Source organism: Aminobacter sp. 01T433 (genome assembly GCF_056398585.1).
In genome coordinates, this window is sequence record NZ_JBFTPR010000012.1 from 98,705 (window position 1) to 113,864 (window position 15,160).

At 62.0% G+C, this 15,160-nt stretch carries 16 protein-coding genes; 9 read left to right on the forward strand and 7 right to left on the reverse strand.

All coding sequences use genetic code 11. The features are described from left to right. Position 1: 1 nt before the first annotated feature. On the reverse strand, positions 2–2,641 hold the full coding sequence (gene topA, locus AC1DLV_RS20530; RefSeq protein ID WP_476801774.1) for a type I DNA topoisomerase: 2,640 nt from the start codon (positions 2,639–2,641) through the stop codon (positions 2–4). A 295-nt stretch (positions 2,642–2,936) separates the two neighbouring features. On the opposite strand from topA, the gene AC1DLV_RS20535 reads away from it, so the two are divergent. Beyond that, positions 2,937–3,146 (forward strand): hypothetical protein, encoded by a 210-nt coding sequence (locus tag AC1DLV_RS20535; RefSeq protein WP_476801775.1) that lies wholly within the window; start codon positions 2,937–2,939, stop codon positions 3,144–3,146. Here AC1DLV_RS20535 and dprA read toward each other — a convergent pair. From dprA to AC1DLV_RS20555, 4 genes are read right to left on the reverse strand one after another with little or no spacing between them, the layout of a single operon-like run. Then, the gene (dprA, locus tag AC1DLV_RS20540; RefSeq protein WP_476801776.1) at positions 3,108–4,241 is read right to left on the reverse strand and encodes a DNA-processing protein DprA; all 1,134 of its coding nucleotides are present in this window, start codon (positions 4,239–4,241) and stop codon (positions 3,108–3,110) included. The genes AC1DLV_RS20535 and dprA overlap by 39 nt on opposite strands. Continuing rightward, the gene (plsY, locus tag AC1DLV_RS20545; RefSeq protein ID WP_476801777.1) at positions 4,238–4,849 is read right to left on the reverse strand and encodes a glycerol-3-phosphate 1-O-acyltransferase PlsY; all 612 of its coding nucleotides are present in this window, start codon (positions 4,847–4,849) and stop codon (positions 4,238–4,240) included. The genes dprA and plsY overlap by 4 nt, the downstream gene beginning before the upstream one ends. A 28-nt stretch (positions 4,850–4,877) precedes the next feature. Then, entirely contained in the window at positions 4,878–6,164 is a 1,287-nt protein-coding gene (locus tag AC1DLV_RS20550) for a dihydroorotase (protein WP_476801778.1), read from the reverse strand. Continuing rightward, a complete protein-coding gene (locus AC1DLV_RS20555; RefSeq protein ID WP_476801779.1) occupies positions 6,161–7,126 on the reverse strand; it encodes an aspartate carbamoyltransferase catalytic subunit in 966 nt (321 codons plus the stop codon). Before AC1DLV_RS20555 ends, AC1DLV_RS20550 begins: the two co-directional genes overlap by 4 nt. Positions 7,127–7,310: 184 nt before the next feature. Here AC1DLV_RS20555 and AC1DLV_RS20560 point away from each other — a divergent pair, with 184 nt between their 5' ends. Continuing rightward, positions 7,311–8,939, forward strand: a complete 1,629-nt coding sequence (locus tag AC1DLV_RS20560) for an acyl-CoA dehydrogenase family protein (protein ID WP_476801780.1) — start codon at positions 7,311–7,313, stop codon at positions 8,937–8,939. 199 nt (positions 8,940–9,138) lie between these two features. Next, positions 9,139–9,450, forward strand: a complete 312-nt coding sequence (locus AC1DLV_RS20565; RefSeq protein ID WP_476801781.1) for a DUF6105 family protein — start codon at positions 9,139–9,141, stop codon at positions 9,448–9,450. On the opposite strand, the gene ruvX is transcribed toward AC1DLV_RS20565, so the two are convergent. Further along, on the reverse strand, positions 9,417–9,902 hold the full coding sequence (gene ruvX / locus AC1DLV_RS20570; RefSeq protein ID WP_476801782.1) for a Holliday junction resolvase RuvX: 486 nt from the start codon (positions 9,900–9,902) through the stop codon (positions 9,417–9,419). The two genes, AC1DLV_RS20565 and ruvX, sit on opposite strands and share 34 nt — an antisense overlap. Positions 9,903–10,081: 179 nt before the next feature. On the opposite strand from ruvX, the gene AC1DLV_RS20575 reads away from it, so the two are divergent. From AC1DLV_RS20575 to AC1DLV_RS20600, 6 genes are all read left to right on the forward strand, one after another. Beyond that, positions 10,082–10,789, forward strand: a complete 708-nt coding sequence (locus tag AC1DLV_RS20575) for a metal-dependent hydrolase (protein WP_476801783.1) — start codon at positions 10,082–10,084, stop codon at positions 10,787–10,789. A 35-nt stretch (positions 10,790–10,824) separates the two neighbouring features. Then, the gene (locus AC1DLV_RS20580) at positions 10,825–11,244 is read left to right on the forward strand and encodes a hypothetical protein (protein WP_476801784.1); all 420 of its coding nucleotides are present in this window, start codon (positions 10,825–10,827) and stop codon (positions 11,242–11,244) included. Positions 11,245–11,325: 81 nt separating this feature from the next. Then, the gene (gene gatC / locus AC1DLV_RS20585; protein WP_476801843.1) at positions 11,326–11,613 is read left to right on the forward strand and encodes an Asp-tRNA(Asn)/Glu-tRNA(Gln) amidotransferase subunit GatC; all 288 of its coding nucleotides are present in this window, start codon (positions 11,326–11,328) and stop codon (positions 11,611–11,613) included. Between the two features lie 3 nt (positions 11,614–11,616). Continuing rightward, positions 11,617–12,078 carry a GNAT family N-acetyltransferase gene (locus tag AC1DLV_RS20590; RefSeq protein ID WP_476801785.1) on the forward strand — a complete coding sequence of 154 codons (462 nt, stop codon included), beginning with the start codon at positions 11,617–11,619 and terminating at the stop codon, positions 12,076–12,078. A gap of 17 nt (positions 12,079–12,095) precedes the next feature. Further along, positions 12,096–13,577: an Asp-tRNA(Asn)/Glu-tRNA(Gln) amidotransferase subunit GatA gene (gatA, locus tag AC1DLV_RS20595; protein WP_476801786.1), complete on the forward strand. Its 1,482-nt coding sequence runs from the start codon at positions 12,096–12,098 to the stop codon at positions 13,575–13,577. Between the two features lie 24 nt (positions 13,578–13,601). After that, positions 13,602–14,399, forward strand: a complete 798-nt coding sequence (locus AC1DLV_RS20600) for a YdcF family protein (protein WP_476801787.1) — start codon at positions 13,602–13,604, stop codon at positions 14,397–14,399. On the opposite strand, the gene AC1DLV_RS20605 is transcribed toward AC1DLV_RS20600, so the two are convergent. Further along, entirely contained in the window at positions 14,348–15,103 is a 756-nt protein-coding gene (locus AC1DLV_RS20605; protein WP_476836225.1) for a DUF599 domain-containing protein, read from the reverse strand. The two genes, AC1DLV_RS20600 and AC1DLV_RS20605, sit on opposite strands and share 52 nt — an antisense overlap. Between the last annotated feature and the right edge of the window lie 57 nt (positions 15,104–15,160).

The window sequence follows — 15,160 nt, forward strand, 5'->3', positions numbered from 1 at the left end:
GTCAGTCCTTCTTTTTGGTCTTGCTGGCGGCGGTTTTCTTAGCTGCGCTGCTGGCCGGTTTTTTGGCAGCGGTGCTGGCCGGTTTTTTGGCTGCTGCGCGGGCCGGCTTCTTGGCCCCGCCGCCTTTCGCTTCTTTTTCAGCGATCAATGCAAGTGCGTCTTCCACCGTAACAGTCGCCGGATCCTTGCCCTTCGGCAAGGTAGCATTGACCTTGCCGAAATTGACATAGGGACCGTATTTGCCATCGCGCACGGTGATGTTGCCGCCGCCGGCTGGATGTTCGCCGAGGTCCTTGAGTGCAGCGGGCGTTCCGCCACCACGACCACCTTTGCCCTTGGCTTGCTTTTCGGCAATCACGGTCACGGCGCGGTTCAGCCCGATCGAGAACACGTCCTCGATGCTTTCAAGATTGGCATAGGCACCGTCGTGCAGAACGAAGGGGCCATAACGTCCAAGACCAGCCGAGATCATCTTGCCGGATTCGGGGTGCTGGCCGACGTCACGTGGCAACGCCAGCAGAGCGAGCGCCTTTTCGTGGTCGATGGATGCCGGCGTCCAGCCCTTGGGAAGGCTGGAGCGCTTGGCTTCCTTGCCGTCGCCGCGCTGGATGTAAGGCCCGAATCGACCGCTGCGCAGCGTGATCTCTTCACTGGTATAGGGATCGGTGCCCAGTACCTTGGTGCCGTCTTCGAGACCGCCATTGTCGCCATTTGCGCCTGGGCCATCGAGCTGACGGGTGAAGCCGCATTCGGGATAATTCGAACAGCCAACGAAGGCGCCGTACTTGCCGAGCTTGAGCGACAGGTTGCCGGTGCCGCATTTCGGGCAGATACGCGGGTTCGACCCGTCCTCGCGTTCGGGGAAGACCAAAGGCGCGAGTTCTTCGTTCAGCGCATCGAGTACGTCGGTGACGCGCAGTTCCTTGATCTCGTCGACAGCGCCGGAAAAGTCCTTCCAGAAATCGCGCAGCACGTCGCGCCAGGCGAGCTTGCCGTCGGAGACTTCGTCGAGTTTTTCTTCGAGCGAGGCGGTGAAGTCGTATTCCACATAGTTCCGGAAAAAGCTTTCCATGAACGCGGTCACAAGCCGGCCCTTGGGCTGAGGCATGAGCTTGCGGTTTTCGATCTTCACATAGTCGCGGTCTTCAAGCGTCTTCAGCGTCGCGACATAGGTCGACGGACGGCCAATGCCGAGCTCTTCCATCTTCTTGATGAAGCTCGCTTCGGAGTAGCGGGGCGGCGGCTCGGTGGTGTGGTGCGTGGCGTTGATGGCTTCACGCTTGAGCACCTCGTCGGCGCGGATCTCGGGCAGGCGACGGGTTTCTTCGTCCTCCGAATCCTCATCCTTCTGCTCGGTATAGGCGGCGAGGAAGCCATCGAAGCGCGTGACGGAGCCCACGGCGCGCAGGCCGGCGGTCCGAGCGCCATTGCGCGCCTCGATCTCGACGGTCGTGCGCTCGATCTCGGCTGGCTGCATCTGACTGGAGATGGCGCGTTTCCAGATCATCTCGTAGAGCCGTGCCTGGTCGGCATCGAGAAACTTGCGCATCTCGCTCGGCGTCCGCGAAAAATCAGTCGGCCGGATGGCCTCGTGCGCTTCCTGGGCGTTCTTGGCCTTGGTCGTGTAATGGCGCGGCTTTTCGGGCAGGTACTTTGCGCCGAATTCCTTGCCGATCGCCTCGCGGGCGGCCTCGATCGCTTCGGGCGCCATCTGCACGCCGTCGGTACGCATATAGGTGATCAGACCGGCGGTCTCGCCACCGATCTCCATGCCTTCATAGAGCCGCTGGGCTACCTGCATGGTACGGCTTGCGGAGAAGCCAAGGCCCGAGGATGCGGCCTGTTGCAGCGTGGAGGTGGTGAAGGGCGGTCCCGGATTGCGCTTGGTCGGCTTGGCTTCGACCGACAGTGCCTTGAAGCTCGCCCCGTCGAGCATCGCTTTGATGTCGTCGGCCATTGCCTGCGAGGAGATGTCGAGCTTTTGCAGTTTCTTGCCGTCAAAGACGGTCAGCCTTGCGTCGAATTTCTCCGCACGCGGCGTGCCAAGGATGGCTGCGACCTGCCAGTATTCTTCGCGCACGAAGCGCTCGATCTCGGTCTCGCGATCGCAAACGAAACGCAGCGCCACCGACTGGACGCGGCCCGCCGAGCGGGCGCCCGGCAGCTTGCGCCACAACACAGGCGAGAGGGTGAAACCGACCAGATAGTCGAGTGCGCGGCGCGCCAGATAGGCGTCGACCAGCTGTGGGTCGATCTCGCGCGGATTGGCGATGGCTTCGAGCACGGCCTGCTTGGTGATCGAGTTGAAGGCGACGCGCTTGATCGTCTTGTCCTTGAGCACGCGCTTTTGCCTCAGCACCTCGAGCACGTGCCAGGCGATGGCTTCCCCTTCGCGATCCGGATCGGTTGCGAGGATCAGGCCGTCGGCCTCCTTGACTGCCTTGGCAATGTCGCTCAGCCGTTTCGCCGACGCAGTGTCGACCGCCCAGGACATGGCAAAATCGTCGTCTGGCTTGACCGAGCCGTCCTTCGCGGGCAGATCGCGGACATGGCCGAACGAGGCCAGAACCTTATAGTTCCGACCCAGATACTTGTTGATGCTTTTCACCTTGTTCGGTGACTCGACGACAACGACGTCCATATGTGGCTGATTTTCCAGTAAAGCGCCAAAACAACGACTACGGCGCGTGGCGAAGAATTTTCAATTCGCACGTCACATGGCCGCGCTTTTCGGTTCGGTCAAGGGGAGGGACCCAAAAACGGCAGCGGACAGCGGGAATACAACCTACGGTATATCGATAGTCTGCATTGCAATTGTTAGTAGATTTGCTACATTTTTGCCATTGCCGGTTGAGCCCGCTTTCTGTGTGTGGTTCGGCTCTGGATCGGCATTGAATCTCACGCTTCAGTACGCGGCGGCAGAGGGAAAGCCACTGATGCACAAGCTGGCGCCAACACAAAGGCGAGCCGAAACGCTGGACTACATCCAGTCGATGCTGGGGCAACTCCGTATCATGGCGGATGCCGAACGTTGCGGCATGCTCGCCTATCTGATCGAGATGGCCTATGTCGAGGCAGGCGACGTCAACCGAGGCGAGCGGCCACCATCAAGCGTCGGGCTCAACAAGCGAAACACGTCCGCCTGAGTGGCGTTCGAGCCGGCCGGCTAGATCGAGTTCCAGAAGGATCATGAAAATCTGCGCCGGATGCAGCCCGGTGTGACGGATCAGTTCGTCGACTTCGACGGGGACCGGCCCAAGCGCCTCGATGACGTGGGCGCGCTCGCTATCTGCCGGGGGCGGTGTCGCAGCAAAGTCTGGCGGCTCTTCCAGACTGGTTGGCAGCAAGGGCTTGCCTCCCACCAGCGGCACCAGCGCCTCCAGGATGTCACCGACCTCCGTAACCAGCGTAGCTCCATCCTTGAGCAATCCGTTGGTGCCGCCGGCGCGTGGGTCGAGCGGGGACCCTGGTACAGCAAAGACCAGCCGCCCCATTTCGCCGGCGAGCCGCGCGCTGATCAGCGATCCCGAACGTTTCGCCGCTTCGACCACAACCAACCCAAGCGCCATGCCGGCGACGATGCGGTTGCGGCGCGGAAAGTCCTGGGCGCGTGGCTCCCAGCCGAACGGCATTTCAGAAACTATCGCGCCACGTTCGGCGATCTCGTCGCAAAGATCGGCATTTTCGGGCGGGTAAGGGCGGTCGAGCCCACCGGCCAGGACACCGACCGTGCCGGTGCCGAGGCTGCCTTGATGAGCCGCCGTGTCGATGCCGCGGGCGAGGCCCGAAATCACGGAATAGCCGTTGCGGCCAAGTTCTGCGGCCAGCACCCGCGCCATCTTGATGCCGGCAAGGGAGGCGTTTCGCGCACCGACGATGGCCACGGGCGGCAGACCAAAGACGGCACTGGTGCCTTTGACCGCGAGCAGCGGCGGCGGATTGTCGATGCGCTTGAGCACTTGGGGATAGTCGTGCTCGCCGATGGCCACGAAGCGCGCCCCGCATTTGCGAGCCAGCTCCAGTTCCGCTTCGGCCTCGGCGACGGAGGGAGTGCGAACCAGCCTGTTCGCCCCGCCCGACATCATGACCTCGGGCAGCATTTCGATTGCGGTTTCGGCGGAGCCAAAACGATCGATCAGCCCGCGAAAACTAGCCGGGCCGACATTTGGGGTGCGGATGAGGCGCAGCCAATGAAGCCGCTGCCGGTCGCTGAGATGCGGCCCGGCGGCGGGTTGGCTCATCCCTTTGACCCGATCCGCGATTCTGTGCCGGCAAGCAGCCGTGAGATGTTGGTGCGGTGGCGGAAGAAGACGATGACGCTCATCAACGTCAGCAGGCTCGCGGCCTTGGGCATGTCGATCATATAAAGTGCGATCGGCACCGCAACAGCTGCGACCAGTGCGGCGAGCGACGAATAGCGGCTGACGAAGGCGACCAGCAGCCAGGTCACGGCGAAGACCAGCGCACCGGTCCCCGACAGGCCAAACAGCACGCCGAGATAGGTGGCGACGCCTTTGCCGCCCTTGAAGCCAAGCCAGACCGGATAGAGATGGCCGATGAAAGCGCCGAAGCCGGCGGCGATGGCGGCATCGTGGCTCCAGTATGCGCCGATAACCACGGCTACGGTGCCCTTGAGCGCGTCGAGCAGCAGAGTTGCGGCCGCCAGCTTCTTGTTGCCGGTGCGCAGCACGTTGGTTGCGCCGATATTGCCGGAGCCGATTTTGCGCACGTCGCCGAGGCCGGCTGCGCGCGTCAGCAGCAAACCAAATGGAATCGAACCCAAGAGATAGCCGAACACGGCAGCGGCAATCAGGACATGCAGCGCCGTCGGAAAAATGTCATCCGGCATCAAGATACGTCTACTCCCCCGTGGCCCGTCAGGCCGAAAACACTGTGCGTCCAGCGACCAAGGTTTTCAAGACCTTGCCTTGCAGCCTGGCGCCTTCGAAGCAGGTGTTCTTGGAACGCGAACGAATGTCGGCCTCTCGCACCACCCACGGCTCGTTGAGATCGATGAGCACCAAATCGGCAATCGCCCCAGGCTTCAGCGTGCCACCAGGCAGGCCGAACAGTTTTGCCGGGGCGGTCGAAAGCGCTTCGATGATGCGCAATAAAGGCACGTCATCATTGTGATGCAGGCGCAATGCCACAGCCAGCAGCGTCTCCAGCCCGATCGCGCCGACGGCGGCATCGGCGAAGGGCAGGCGCTTGGTGTCGACATCCTGCGGGTCATGCGAGGAGACGATCAGATCAATCGTACCGTTCTTCAGCGCCTCGACCATGGCGATGCGGTCTTCCTCGGCACGCAAAGGCGGCGCCAGGCGGAAGAAGGTGCGGTATTCGCCGACATCGTTTTCGTTGAGCGACAGGCTGTTGATCGAAACGCCCGAGGTGACCTTGGCGCCATCGGCCTTGGCACGCAAAACAGCGGCTGCCGCCATGGCGGTCGAAATCTTGGCGGCGTGGTAATTGCCGCGCGTCAGCCGAGCCAGCGCCAGATCTCGTTCCAGCGGAATGGTTTCGGCCTCGCGCGGAATGCCCGACAGCCCAAGCCAACTGGCGTAAAGCCCTTCGTTCATCACGCCCGACGAGGCAAGATCTGCATCCTGCGTCTCATGCGCGATCACCGCGTCGAAGTCGCGAGCGTAGGTCAGCGCTCGGCGCATCACCATCGAACTGGCGATCGTATGGCGGCCGTCGGTGAAAGCGACGGCACCTGCTTCGCGCAGCAGACCGAACTCGGTCATCTCGTGGCCGTCGAGCCCCTTGGTAATCGCCGCAGCCGGGAAAACATTGACCGATGCAGTTTCCTTGGCGGTCCTGAGCACAAACTCTACCAGTGCGACATTGTCGATCACCGGGTCGGTGTCGGGCATCATGACGATGGATGTGACACCACCTGACGCAGCAGCGACGCTTGCCGAGGCAATCGTTTCGCGGTGCTCGCCACCCGGTTCGCCGATGAAGACACGGCCGTCGATCAGGCCAGGCACAATAGCCTTGCCAGCGCAGTCGATAACTTCGGCGCCGCTGGGAATTCCCTGGTTGAGCGCCTCGGCACCGGCCGCGACGATCCTTTTGCCATCGACGATGACAGAGCCGATCTCATCGATGCCGCGCGAGGGGTCGACGATGCGGGCGCGCTGGAAAACCGTGATGCTCATGCGTTGTGTCCGTCGCGATTGCGGCGTGAGTCGAGCAGTGCTTCCATCACCGCCATGCGGACGGCGACGCCCATTTCCACCTGTTCCTGGATCACGCTTTGCGGACCGTCGGCGATTTCCGATGCGATCTCGACACCGCGGTTCATTGGGCCGGGGTGCATCACCAGCGCGTCGGGCTTGGCCGCCTTCAGCTTTTCAGCATCGAGGCCGTAGTAGCGGAAGTACTCGCGCACCGACGGCACGAAGGCGCCGGCCATGCGCTCGCGCTGCAAGCGCAGCATCATGACGACATCGGCGTCCTTGAGGCCATCGGCCATCGACTGCGTCACCTCGACACCCATCTGGGCGATGCCGGAGGGCAGCAGTGTCGAAGGTGCGACGACGCGGACGCGCGCTCCAAGCGCGTTGAGCAAAAGGATGTTGGAGCGTGCGACGCGCGAATGCAGGATGTCGCCGCAGATCGCCACTGTGAGGCGGGCAATGCCGCCCTTGGCGCGGCGGATGGTCAGCGCGTCGAGCAGTGCCTGCGTGGGGTGTTCATGCGCGCCGTCGCCGGCATTGACCACCGAGCAGCCGACCTTCTGCGCAAGCAGGGCTGCTGCTCCCGCCGACTGGTGGCGGATAATCAGTATGTCGGGCCGCATCGCGTTCAGCGTCATCGCCGTGTCGATCAGCGTCTCGCCCTTCTTCACCGAAGAGCTTGCCACCGACATGTTCATGACATCGGCGCCGAGGCGCTTTCCCGCAAGCTCGAACGACGACTGCGTACGCGTCGAGGCTTCGTAGAACAGATTGATCTGGGTTCTACCGCGCAGCGTCGAGGTCTTTTTCTCCGATTGGCGCGAAATCGACACGGCCGCGTCGGCGCGGTCGAGCAATATTTCGATATCCAATGGGGAAAGGTCGCGGATGCCAAGAAGATGGCGGTGCGGGTAGGGCGGCAGGGACGAAAGGTCTGTCATCTCAAGGCGGTGCTATAGGCTGTGCTTAAGTGACCCGCAAGCCGGCATTTCATTGATGAAAGTTCTCCCACGGGATTTTCGTCGCTTCCAAGCTGGGCCATAAGCTATCGATAAGCATTTCAGTTATAAAGCCGGCCATGGCTGCGGATTCGTGCCCGTCGCCCACACCGATGAAGGACAAGGCGTGACGCAGGACGTGCCGAACCAGCCCCCTCCGCTGACGGGCAGCAATGCCTGGCGCGGCGATCCACTGCTGATCCAGATTGCAGAGAGCTTTTCCGAGCCGGTCCGCCGCGACCTGGACGGGCTGGGCCGTTTCGTCTTGAACCAGGAGGCGCAGGACCTTGCGCGGCTGGCCAACAGCGAGGTTCCGAAGCTCAAGACGCACGACCGTCAGGGCCGTCGCATCGACCAGGTCGAGTTCCACCCTGCCTATCACGCGCTGATGCGGCGCTCGATAACAGGCGGGCTGCATTCTTCGGTGTGGGAAAACGGCGGGACCGAAACCGGACGCCGCCACCAGGTCCGTGCCGCGCGCTTTTATCTTACAGCACAACTCGAATGCGGGCATCTGTGCCCGATCACCATGACCAACGCTTCGCTGGCCGCACTGATGGCGAGCCCGAAGTTGTTCCGCGAATGGGCGCCGCGCGTCACCACCCGCAAATATGATCAGGCGCAAAAGCCGCCGATCGAAAAGGCTGGGCTGACGCTCGGCATGGGCATGACCGAAAAGCAGGGCGGCACTGATGTGCGTGCCAACACCACCAAGGCTGAGCGCGCCGGGGGCAGCTTTTACCGGCTCAGCGGCCACAAATGGTTCATGTCGGCACCGATGTCCGACGCTTTCTTGATGCTGGCACAGGCACCGGAAGGGCTTACCTGTTTCCTCGTTCCGCGCATCCTCAGTGATGGCACGGCCAACGGGCTGGAATTCCAGCGCCTCAAGGACAAGCTCGGCAACCGCTCGAATGCTTCCGCCGAGGTCGAGGTCCAGGGTGCCATCGGCGATCTGGTCGGCGAGCCCGGCGGCGGCATCAAGACCATCATGGATATGGTGACGCTGACGCGGCTCGATTGCGCGGTCGCCTCGTCGGCTCTCATGCGGGCGGGGCTCGCGGAGGCTGTCCACCACACGCGCCATCGCCAGGTGTTCGGCGCCAATCTCGTCGACCAGCCTTTGATGCAGCGCGTGCTCGCGGACATGGCGCTCGATGTGGCTGGCGCGACCGCGCTTGCCTTCCGGCTGGCGCGCTCCTTTGACGAAGCAGCTTCCGACCGAGGCGAGGCGGCCTTTGCGCGCGCCATGACGCCTGTCGTCAAATACTGGGTCTGCAAGATCGCGCCGGCTCTTCTCTATGAAGCGATGGAGTGCCTCGGCGGCAATGGCTATGTCGAGGAAGCGCCACTGGCGCGATACTACCGCGAGGCCCCAGTCAACGCGATCTGGGAAGGTTCGGGCAACGTCATGGCGCTCGACGTGCTGCGAGTGCTCGAGCGCGCGCCAGGCCTGTTCGAAGATGTACTTGCCGGTATCGAACGTGACCTCGGCGCGGGTGGGCGCAGCATATCAGGCGTTCTCAGGGCCGCGATGCAGGTTGCAAAGTCCGACGAGGGCTCGGCACGCATTCTCACCGAACAGCTCGCCATTTCGGCAGCAGCCGCGGAGCTGCGTCGCATGGGGGCAGGGCGCATCGCCGATGCCTTCATTGAGACCCGTCTCGCCGGCCAATGGCGCGGCACTTACGGCATGCTCGATGCCCGCCACGATTCGCGGCTGATCATCGACACGCTGTATCCACAGGTAGGCTGAGAACTGAAGCCACGTTTTCGCGGTCCAGGCGAAGTTGGCGCTAGCCTTTAGCTGTTAACCTTAATGAATGGTTTACGTTGCATGGCGTGAACGCAGGGCTCACTGTCTTTTGCAAAGAAGCAGGATTCCCAATGCGGGCCGTTGCCACCCACTTGCCGGACACTGATGTCGCGAAGTCGCGTGCGGAGGAGTGCGTCTGATGCGCTATATCTTTGCAATTTGGGCAGCACCGCTGGTGCTTTTCTGGGGCTGGTACTTCGCGTCGATCAACGACATGCATTTCGGCTACTGGATGCTCTCGCGCCAGTTCAACCTTGCCATCTTCGAACTCTACGGCGAATTGCTCGGCGTCGATCCCGCGACGATTCCATGGATGATGGGCAAGGCGTTCCTCGTTGACACGCTGATCATTCTGGCGATCTGGGCATACCGCCGCCGCAAGCTGATCGCCGAGCGGGTCAGGGTATTGCGGACGCGTTACTTTTCAGCCGAATCGGCGCCGAGCGTCTGAAGCCGGTCAAGCACTCCCTGCAGGATGAAAGCGGCTGCGGCCGAATCGATGCGCCCGTCGCGTTTCTTGCGTGACACATCCATCTCGATCAGCACGCGCTCAGCTGCCACAGTCGACAGTCGTTCGTCCCAGAAGATGAATGGCAAGTCGGTCAAATTGGCTGCGTTGCGCACGAACGAGCGCGACTTTTGCGCCCGCGGGCCTTCGGAGCCGTTCATGTTGATCGGCAAGCCGATCACGATCGCGCCGGTGTTTTCCTTGGCCAGCATGGCCAGCAGTGCTGCGACATCGAGGGTGAACTTCTTGCGGATGATGACCGGGCGCGGATGCGAGAACGACAGGCTGCGATCTGATACCGCCACACCGATCGTCTTGTCGCCAAGGTCGAGCCCGGCCAGCGTCTTGCCGCCGGCAAGCAGCGCAGGCAATTCTTCAATGGTGGCGATGGCCAAGCGGTGTTCCTTTTGACACAGAGCATGAACGGAGCCGATTTTCGGAAAAGTTCATGCTCCACCAAGAATATATAGAGCTCATTCCGATTCATTCGGAATGGAACAGGCTCCAGCCCCTTTGACAGAGGCTTGGCGCGTTCTATCCTTTAGACAACGAAATTGCGAGGAGTGCCGAAACGATGAAACTGACCTGGTACGGACATTCGGCGTTCCGCATCGAAGTGGCGGGCGCCAAGATCCTGATCGACCCGTTCCTGAGCGGCAATCCTTCGTGGGGCAAATCCTGGGAGCAAGCTGCGGAGGGCGTCACCCATGTGCTGCTGACCCACGGCCACAACGATCACATCGGCGATGCCGCTGCTATCTTGAAGATGACCGGCGCCATGCTCGTCGCCAATTTCGAGATCTGCATGTATCTCGTGGGCCAAGGCGTCAGCGACAAGCAGATCAATCCCGGCAATATCGGCGGCACCGTCGATTGCGGCAGCTTCACCACCACCTTCGTTGCCGCCCAGCATTCGTCTTCGGCCAGTGGTCCCAGCGGCACCAACACCTATCTCGGCAATCCTGGCGGCCTGGTGCTGCATTTCGCCGAAGAGCGCACGCTCTACCACATGGGCGACACCGACATTTTCTCGGACATGGCATTGATCAACGAACTGCACGAGCCGGCCATCGGTATCGTGCCGATCGGCGACCGCTTCACCATGGGCGGTGCGGTGGCAGCCCTTGCCTGCCGGCGTTTCTTCAAGTTCGAAACGGTGGTGCCGTGCCATTTTGCCAGCTTCCCGATCATCGACCAGACGGCGGAAAAATTCGTCGATGGCCTCGAAGGCTCGGGCGTCGATGTGGTGCTTCCAAAAGTAGGTGTAGCTATAGACATTTGATCGCGCGCCGCAGGCGGCGGGATGGGGGATTGGCGATGAAAAACTGGCGATCTTTCGTAGCGTTTTCAGCTTTTGTGTTCTCCCCCTCGGCGGCATCCGCCGAGGACGTCATCAAGGGCGTCTATCTGCAATCCGAGGAGCTCTGCGCCCAGGCCAAGAAAGAATCGCTGCAGGCGGTGATCGATGCCGGGAGCCTGGTGCTGTCGGCACGCGGCATCGAAAGCGTCGAATACAATTGCGAATTCATCAACGTCACCCGCGCAACGCGCTCGCCTGCATGGGCGGTGACCGCTTTGTGCCAGGAGCCTGGCCACCTGTTTCCCGACGTGCTTTCCATCCTTGAACTGAGCCCGACGCAACTGGAGCTCTCATCGGTCCGCGACGTCGATCCTGAGGGCGGCCAGACCGACAATGCCGGGACTTATTACCAATGCGCCGGCGTCACCATGCCGTGAGCATGATCATCCATGTTGCGCCGCGCGCGCAGCGCCGTTATAGCCCGACCAGACCAATTTACCGGCTTTCCGGAGTTTTCGATGTCCGTTGATCTCAAGACCGTCAAGCGCGTCGCGCATCTTGCCCGAATTGCGGTGAGCGAAGACGATGCCCAGCGCATGACCGGCGAATTGAACGCGATCCTCGGCTTTGTCGAGCAGCTCAATGAGGTCGATGTCTCCGGCGTCGAACCCATGACATCGGTCACCCCGATGGAGATGAAAAAGCGCGTCGATGCGGTGACCGATGGCAACAAGGCCGCCGATATCGTCGCCAATGCGCCGGCCACTGACGAGAACTTCTTCCTCGTGCCGAAAGTGTTGGAGTAGGCCTTGGTCACCATCGCTGTCGAAAGCCCATTGCAGGACGAAGTTCGCGAGCTTGTCGCTGAGCTGAACACCGTCCTGCATACGCTCTCGCCGCCGGAAGCCTGCTATCACCTCACCGTCGAGCAGATGGCCGATCCGTCTGTCACCGTCTGGATCGCGCGCGATCAGGGCAAGGTGGTCGGATGTGGGGCGCTAAAGCGGCATTCGGCTGGCGTCGGTGAAGTGAAACGCATGTTCACACGGCCGCAATGGCAAGGCCGGGGCGTCGGCAAGACGATCCTCGCCGAAATCATCAACGCCGCCGCGTCCGAGAAACTCGATACGCTTGTCCTTGAAACCGGTGACCGGCATCCTGCGGCCTGGGCCGTTTATGAAAAAGCGGGCTTTGCCCGCTGTGGTCCGGTGCTCGACTATCCGGATTCGCCTTATTCCGTATTCTATCAGAAGCAGCTTTCGGCTGCGTGACCCGAAGTGATTTCGCCATGACCGAACTGACCAGACTGACGATTGCCGAAGCGCGCGAGAAGCTGCGCGGCAAGGAAATTACAGCCTCCGAGCTGACCGAAGCCTATGTCTCGGCGATCGAGCAGGCCAATCCGATCTTCAACGCCTACATCGCCACCACGCCCGACAAGGCGCGCGAAATGGCCAAGGCTTCCGACACCAGGCTCGCCAGGGGCGAGGGCGGTGCGCTCGAGGGCATCCCGCTTGGCATCAAGGACCTGTTCGCCACCGAAGGCGTGCACACCCAGGCCTGCAGCCATGTGCTCGACGGCTTCAAGCCGCGCTACGAATCGACAGTGACGGCCAATCTTTGGGCCGACGGTGCGGTCATGCTGGGCAAGCTCAACATGGATGAGTTCGCCATGGGCTCGTCCAACGAGACGTCCTATTACGGCCCCGTGATCAATCCGTGGCGCGCGGGTGGTTCAAACAAGCAGCTGGTTCCAGGCGGTTCCTCCGGTGGCTCGGCCGCCGCGGTCTCGGCTTTCCTGTGTGCCGGCGCCACCGCCACCGACACCGGCGGTTCGATCCGCCAGCCGGCCGCCTTCACCGGCACAGTCGGCATCAAGCCGACCTATGGCCGCGTTTCGCGCTGGGGCACCGTGGCCTTCGCCTCGTCGCTCGACCAGGCCGGCCCGATCGCCCGTGACGTGCGCGATGCGGCGATCCTTCTCAAGTCGATGGCTTCGGTCGATGCCAAGGACACCACCTCCGTCGACCTGCCGGTTCCAGATTACGAAGCGGCAATCGGCAAGTCTCTCAAGGGCATGAAAATCGGCATTCCCAAGGAATACCGCGTCGAAGGCATGCCTGACGATATCGAGGCACTTTGGCAGAAGGGCATCGCCTGGCTTAAGGATGCCGGCGCGGAGATCGTCGACATTTCGCTGCCGCACACCAAATACGCGCTGCCGGCCTATTACATCGTGGCGCCCGCCGAAGCCTCATCGAACCTCGCCCGCTACGACGGTGTCCGTTATGGCCTGCGTATGCCGGGCAAGGACATCATCGAGATGTACGAAAACACCCGCGCCGCCGGCTTTGGCCGCGAGGTCAAGCGCCGCATCATGATCGGTACCTATGTGCTGTCGGCCGGCTACTACGACGCCTATTACCTCCAGGCCCAGAAGGTCCGCACGCTGATCAAGCGCGACTTCGAGCTGGCCTTTGCCGCTGGCGTCGATGTCATCCTGACGCCGGCCACACCGTCAGCCGCCTTCGGCGTCGCCGACGAGGACATGGCCGCCGATCCGGTCAAGATGTACCTCAACGACATCTTCACCGTGACGGTGAATATGGCCGGCCTGCCAGGCATCGCGGTTCCCGCTGGCCTCGACGGCAACGGCCTGCCGCTCGGCTTGCAGCTGATCGGCCGTCCGTTCGATGAGGAGACGCTGTTCCAGACAGCCCATGTCATCGAGCAGGCGGCAGGACGTTTCCAGCCGGAAAAGTGGTGGTAGGCGCATAGCGCCTGCCTTGAATGGATGTTCTTTTACCTTTCCAAAATCTTCTGGTTCTTCGCCCAGCCGCTCAATTTCGCGATCTTCCTGCTTGCGGCCGGGCTCGTTGCCAGCTTCTTCGGCCGCCGGCGCTTCTTTCGCACCACGGCCTTCGTGTCCTTGTTGATCCTGGCGCTTGCCACCTGGACCTCGCTCGGCTCGTTGATGCTCAACCCTCTGGAAGAGCGCTATCAGCGTCCGGTAGCGCCAACCAAGGTTGACGGCATCGTCGTGCTCGGCGGTGGTTTCGAAGGCGCGATCAATCTTGCGCGCGGCGGTTATGAGCTCAACAGCGGTGGCGACCGCATGGTCGAGACCGCGATCCTGGCGCGCCGCTATCCTGATGCCAGGATCGTCGTTTCAGGTGGCAATGGGTCGCTCACGCTGGACGGCGAGGGCGATGCCGATACCGCACCGCGCCTGCTCCAGGCTCTTGGCGTGGCTCGCGACCGGCTCATCCTCGAAAACCGATCGCGCAACACCTATGAGAACGCGATGTTCTCCAAGGAGCTCGTGACGCCCAAGCCAGGCGAAACCTGGCTGCTCGTCACCTCGGCCTTCCATATGCCGCGATCGATGGCGTTGTTTGCCAAAGCCGGATTTCCGGTCATTGCCTGGCCGGTGGATTACCGCACATCGGGTCAGGAGGGCGTTGGCCTGTTCACCGACAATCCAGCCGATTCGTTGCAGAACACCACGATGGCCATGCGCGAATGGGTCGGCCTGGTGGCCTACTGGCTGTCCGGCCGGATCGACAGGCCGTTCCCGGGCCCAGGGTCCTGAATCAGCACTGCCTGGCGGGCTTCTGAGAAGAACTGGCGCCTGATCAGCACGGCAAGCAGCACGGCTGTCGTGACGAAGAAGACGCGCGCGTCGACGAACCAGCCGAGATAGCCGATCGAAAAGAAGACGCCGCGCAAGCCAGCGTTGAAGTGCTTGCCCGCGAGTTGGTTCATGCGGGTCGCCCGCAACACCGTCGTATCGATCGCTGCATCGGGCTCACTGCGGTTGCCCAGCTGGGGCACCGCCCCAATCAGGATCGAGCAATAGTTGAACAGCCGGTAGGCCCAGCCGAATTTGAAGAACGAATAGGCAAGGATGATGATCAGGCCGATCACCTTGATTTCGAACAGCGGGCGCGCCGTGGCTCCCGCCAGCGGCACATCGCTCAATATGGCGATCACGCGGTCGGACGCACCGAGCAAGGCAAAGCAGCCGCCAACAGCAATCAGCGAGCTCGAGGCAAAAAAGGCGGTGCCTTGCTGCAGGCCGTTCATGATCGATGTGTCGACGATCCTGACCTCGCGCCGTGCCATCGTTGCCATCCAGGCAGCACGTTGGGCATTCATTGCGCGCGTCAGCGACAGGCGCTTGACGATATGCCCCTCGGCGCCAAGCGCATGAAATATCCAGCCAGCGAGGAAAAATGCCAGCGCTGCAACGTCGAGGCCGCTCAACGGGCCGGTCATGGAGAAGGAATCGTTGATCATCGGCGGGAAACTAGCACGGCTATCCGTCGGATTTCGAGTATGCCCACCTGCCGT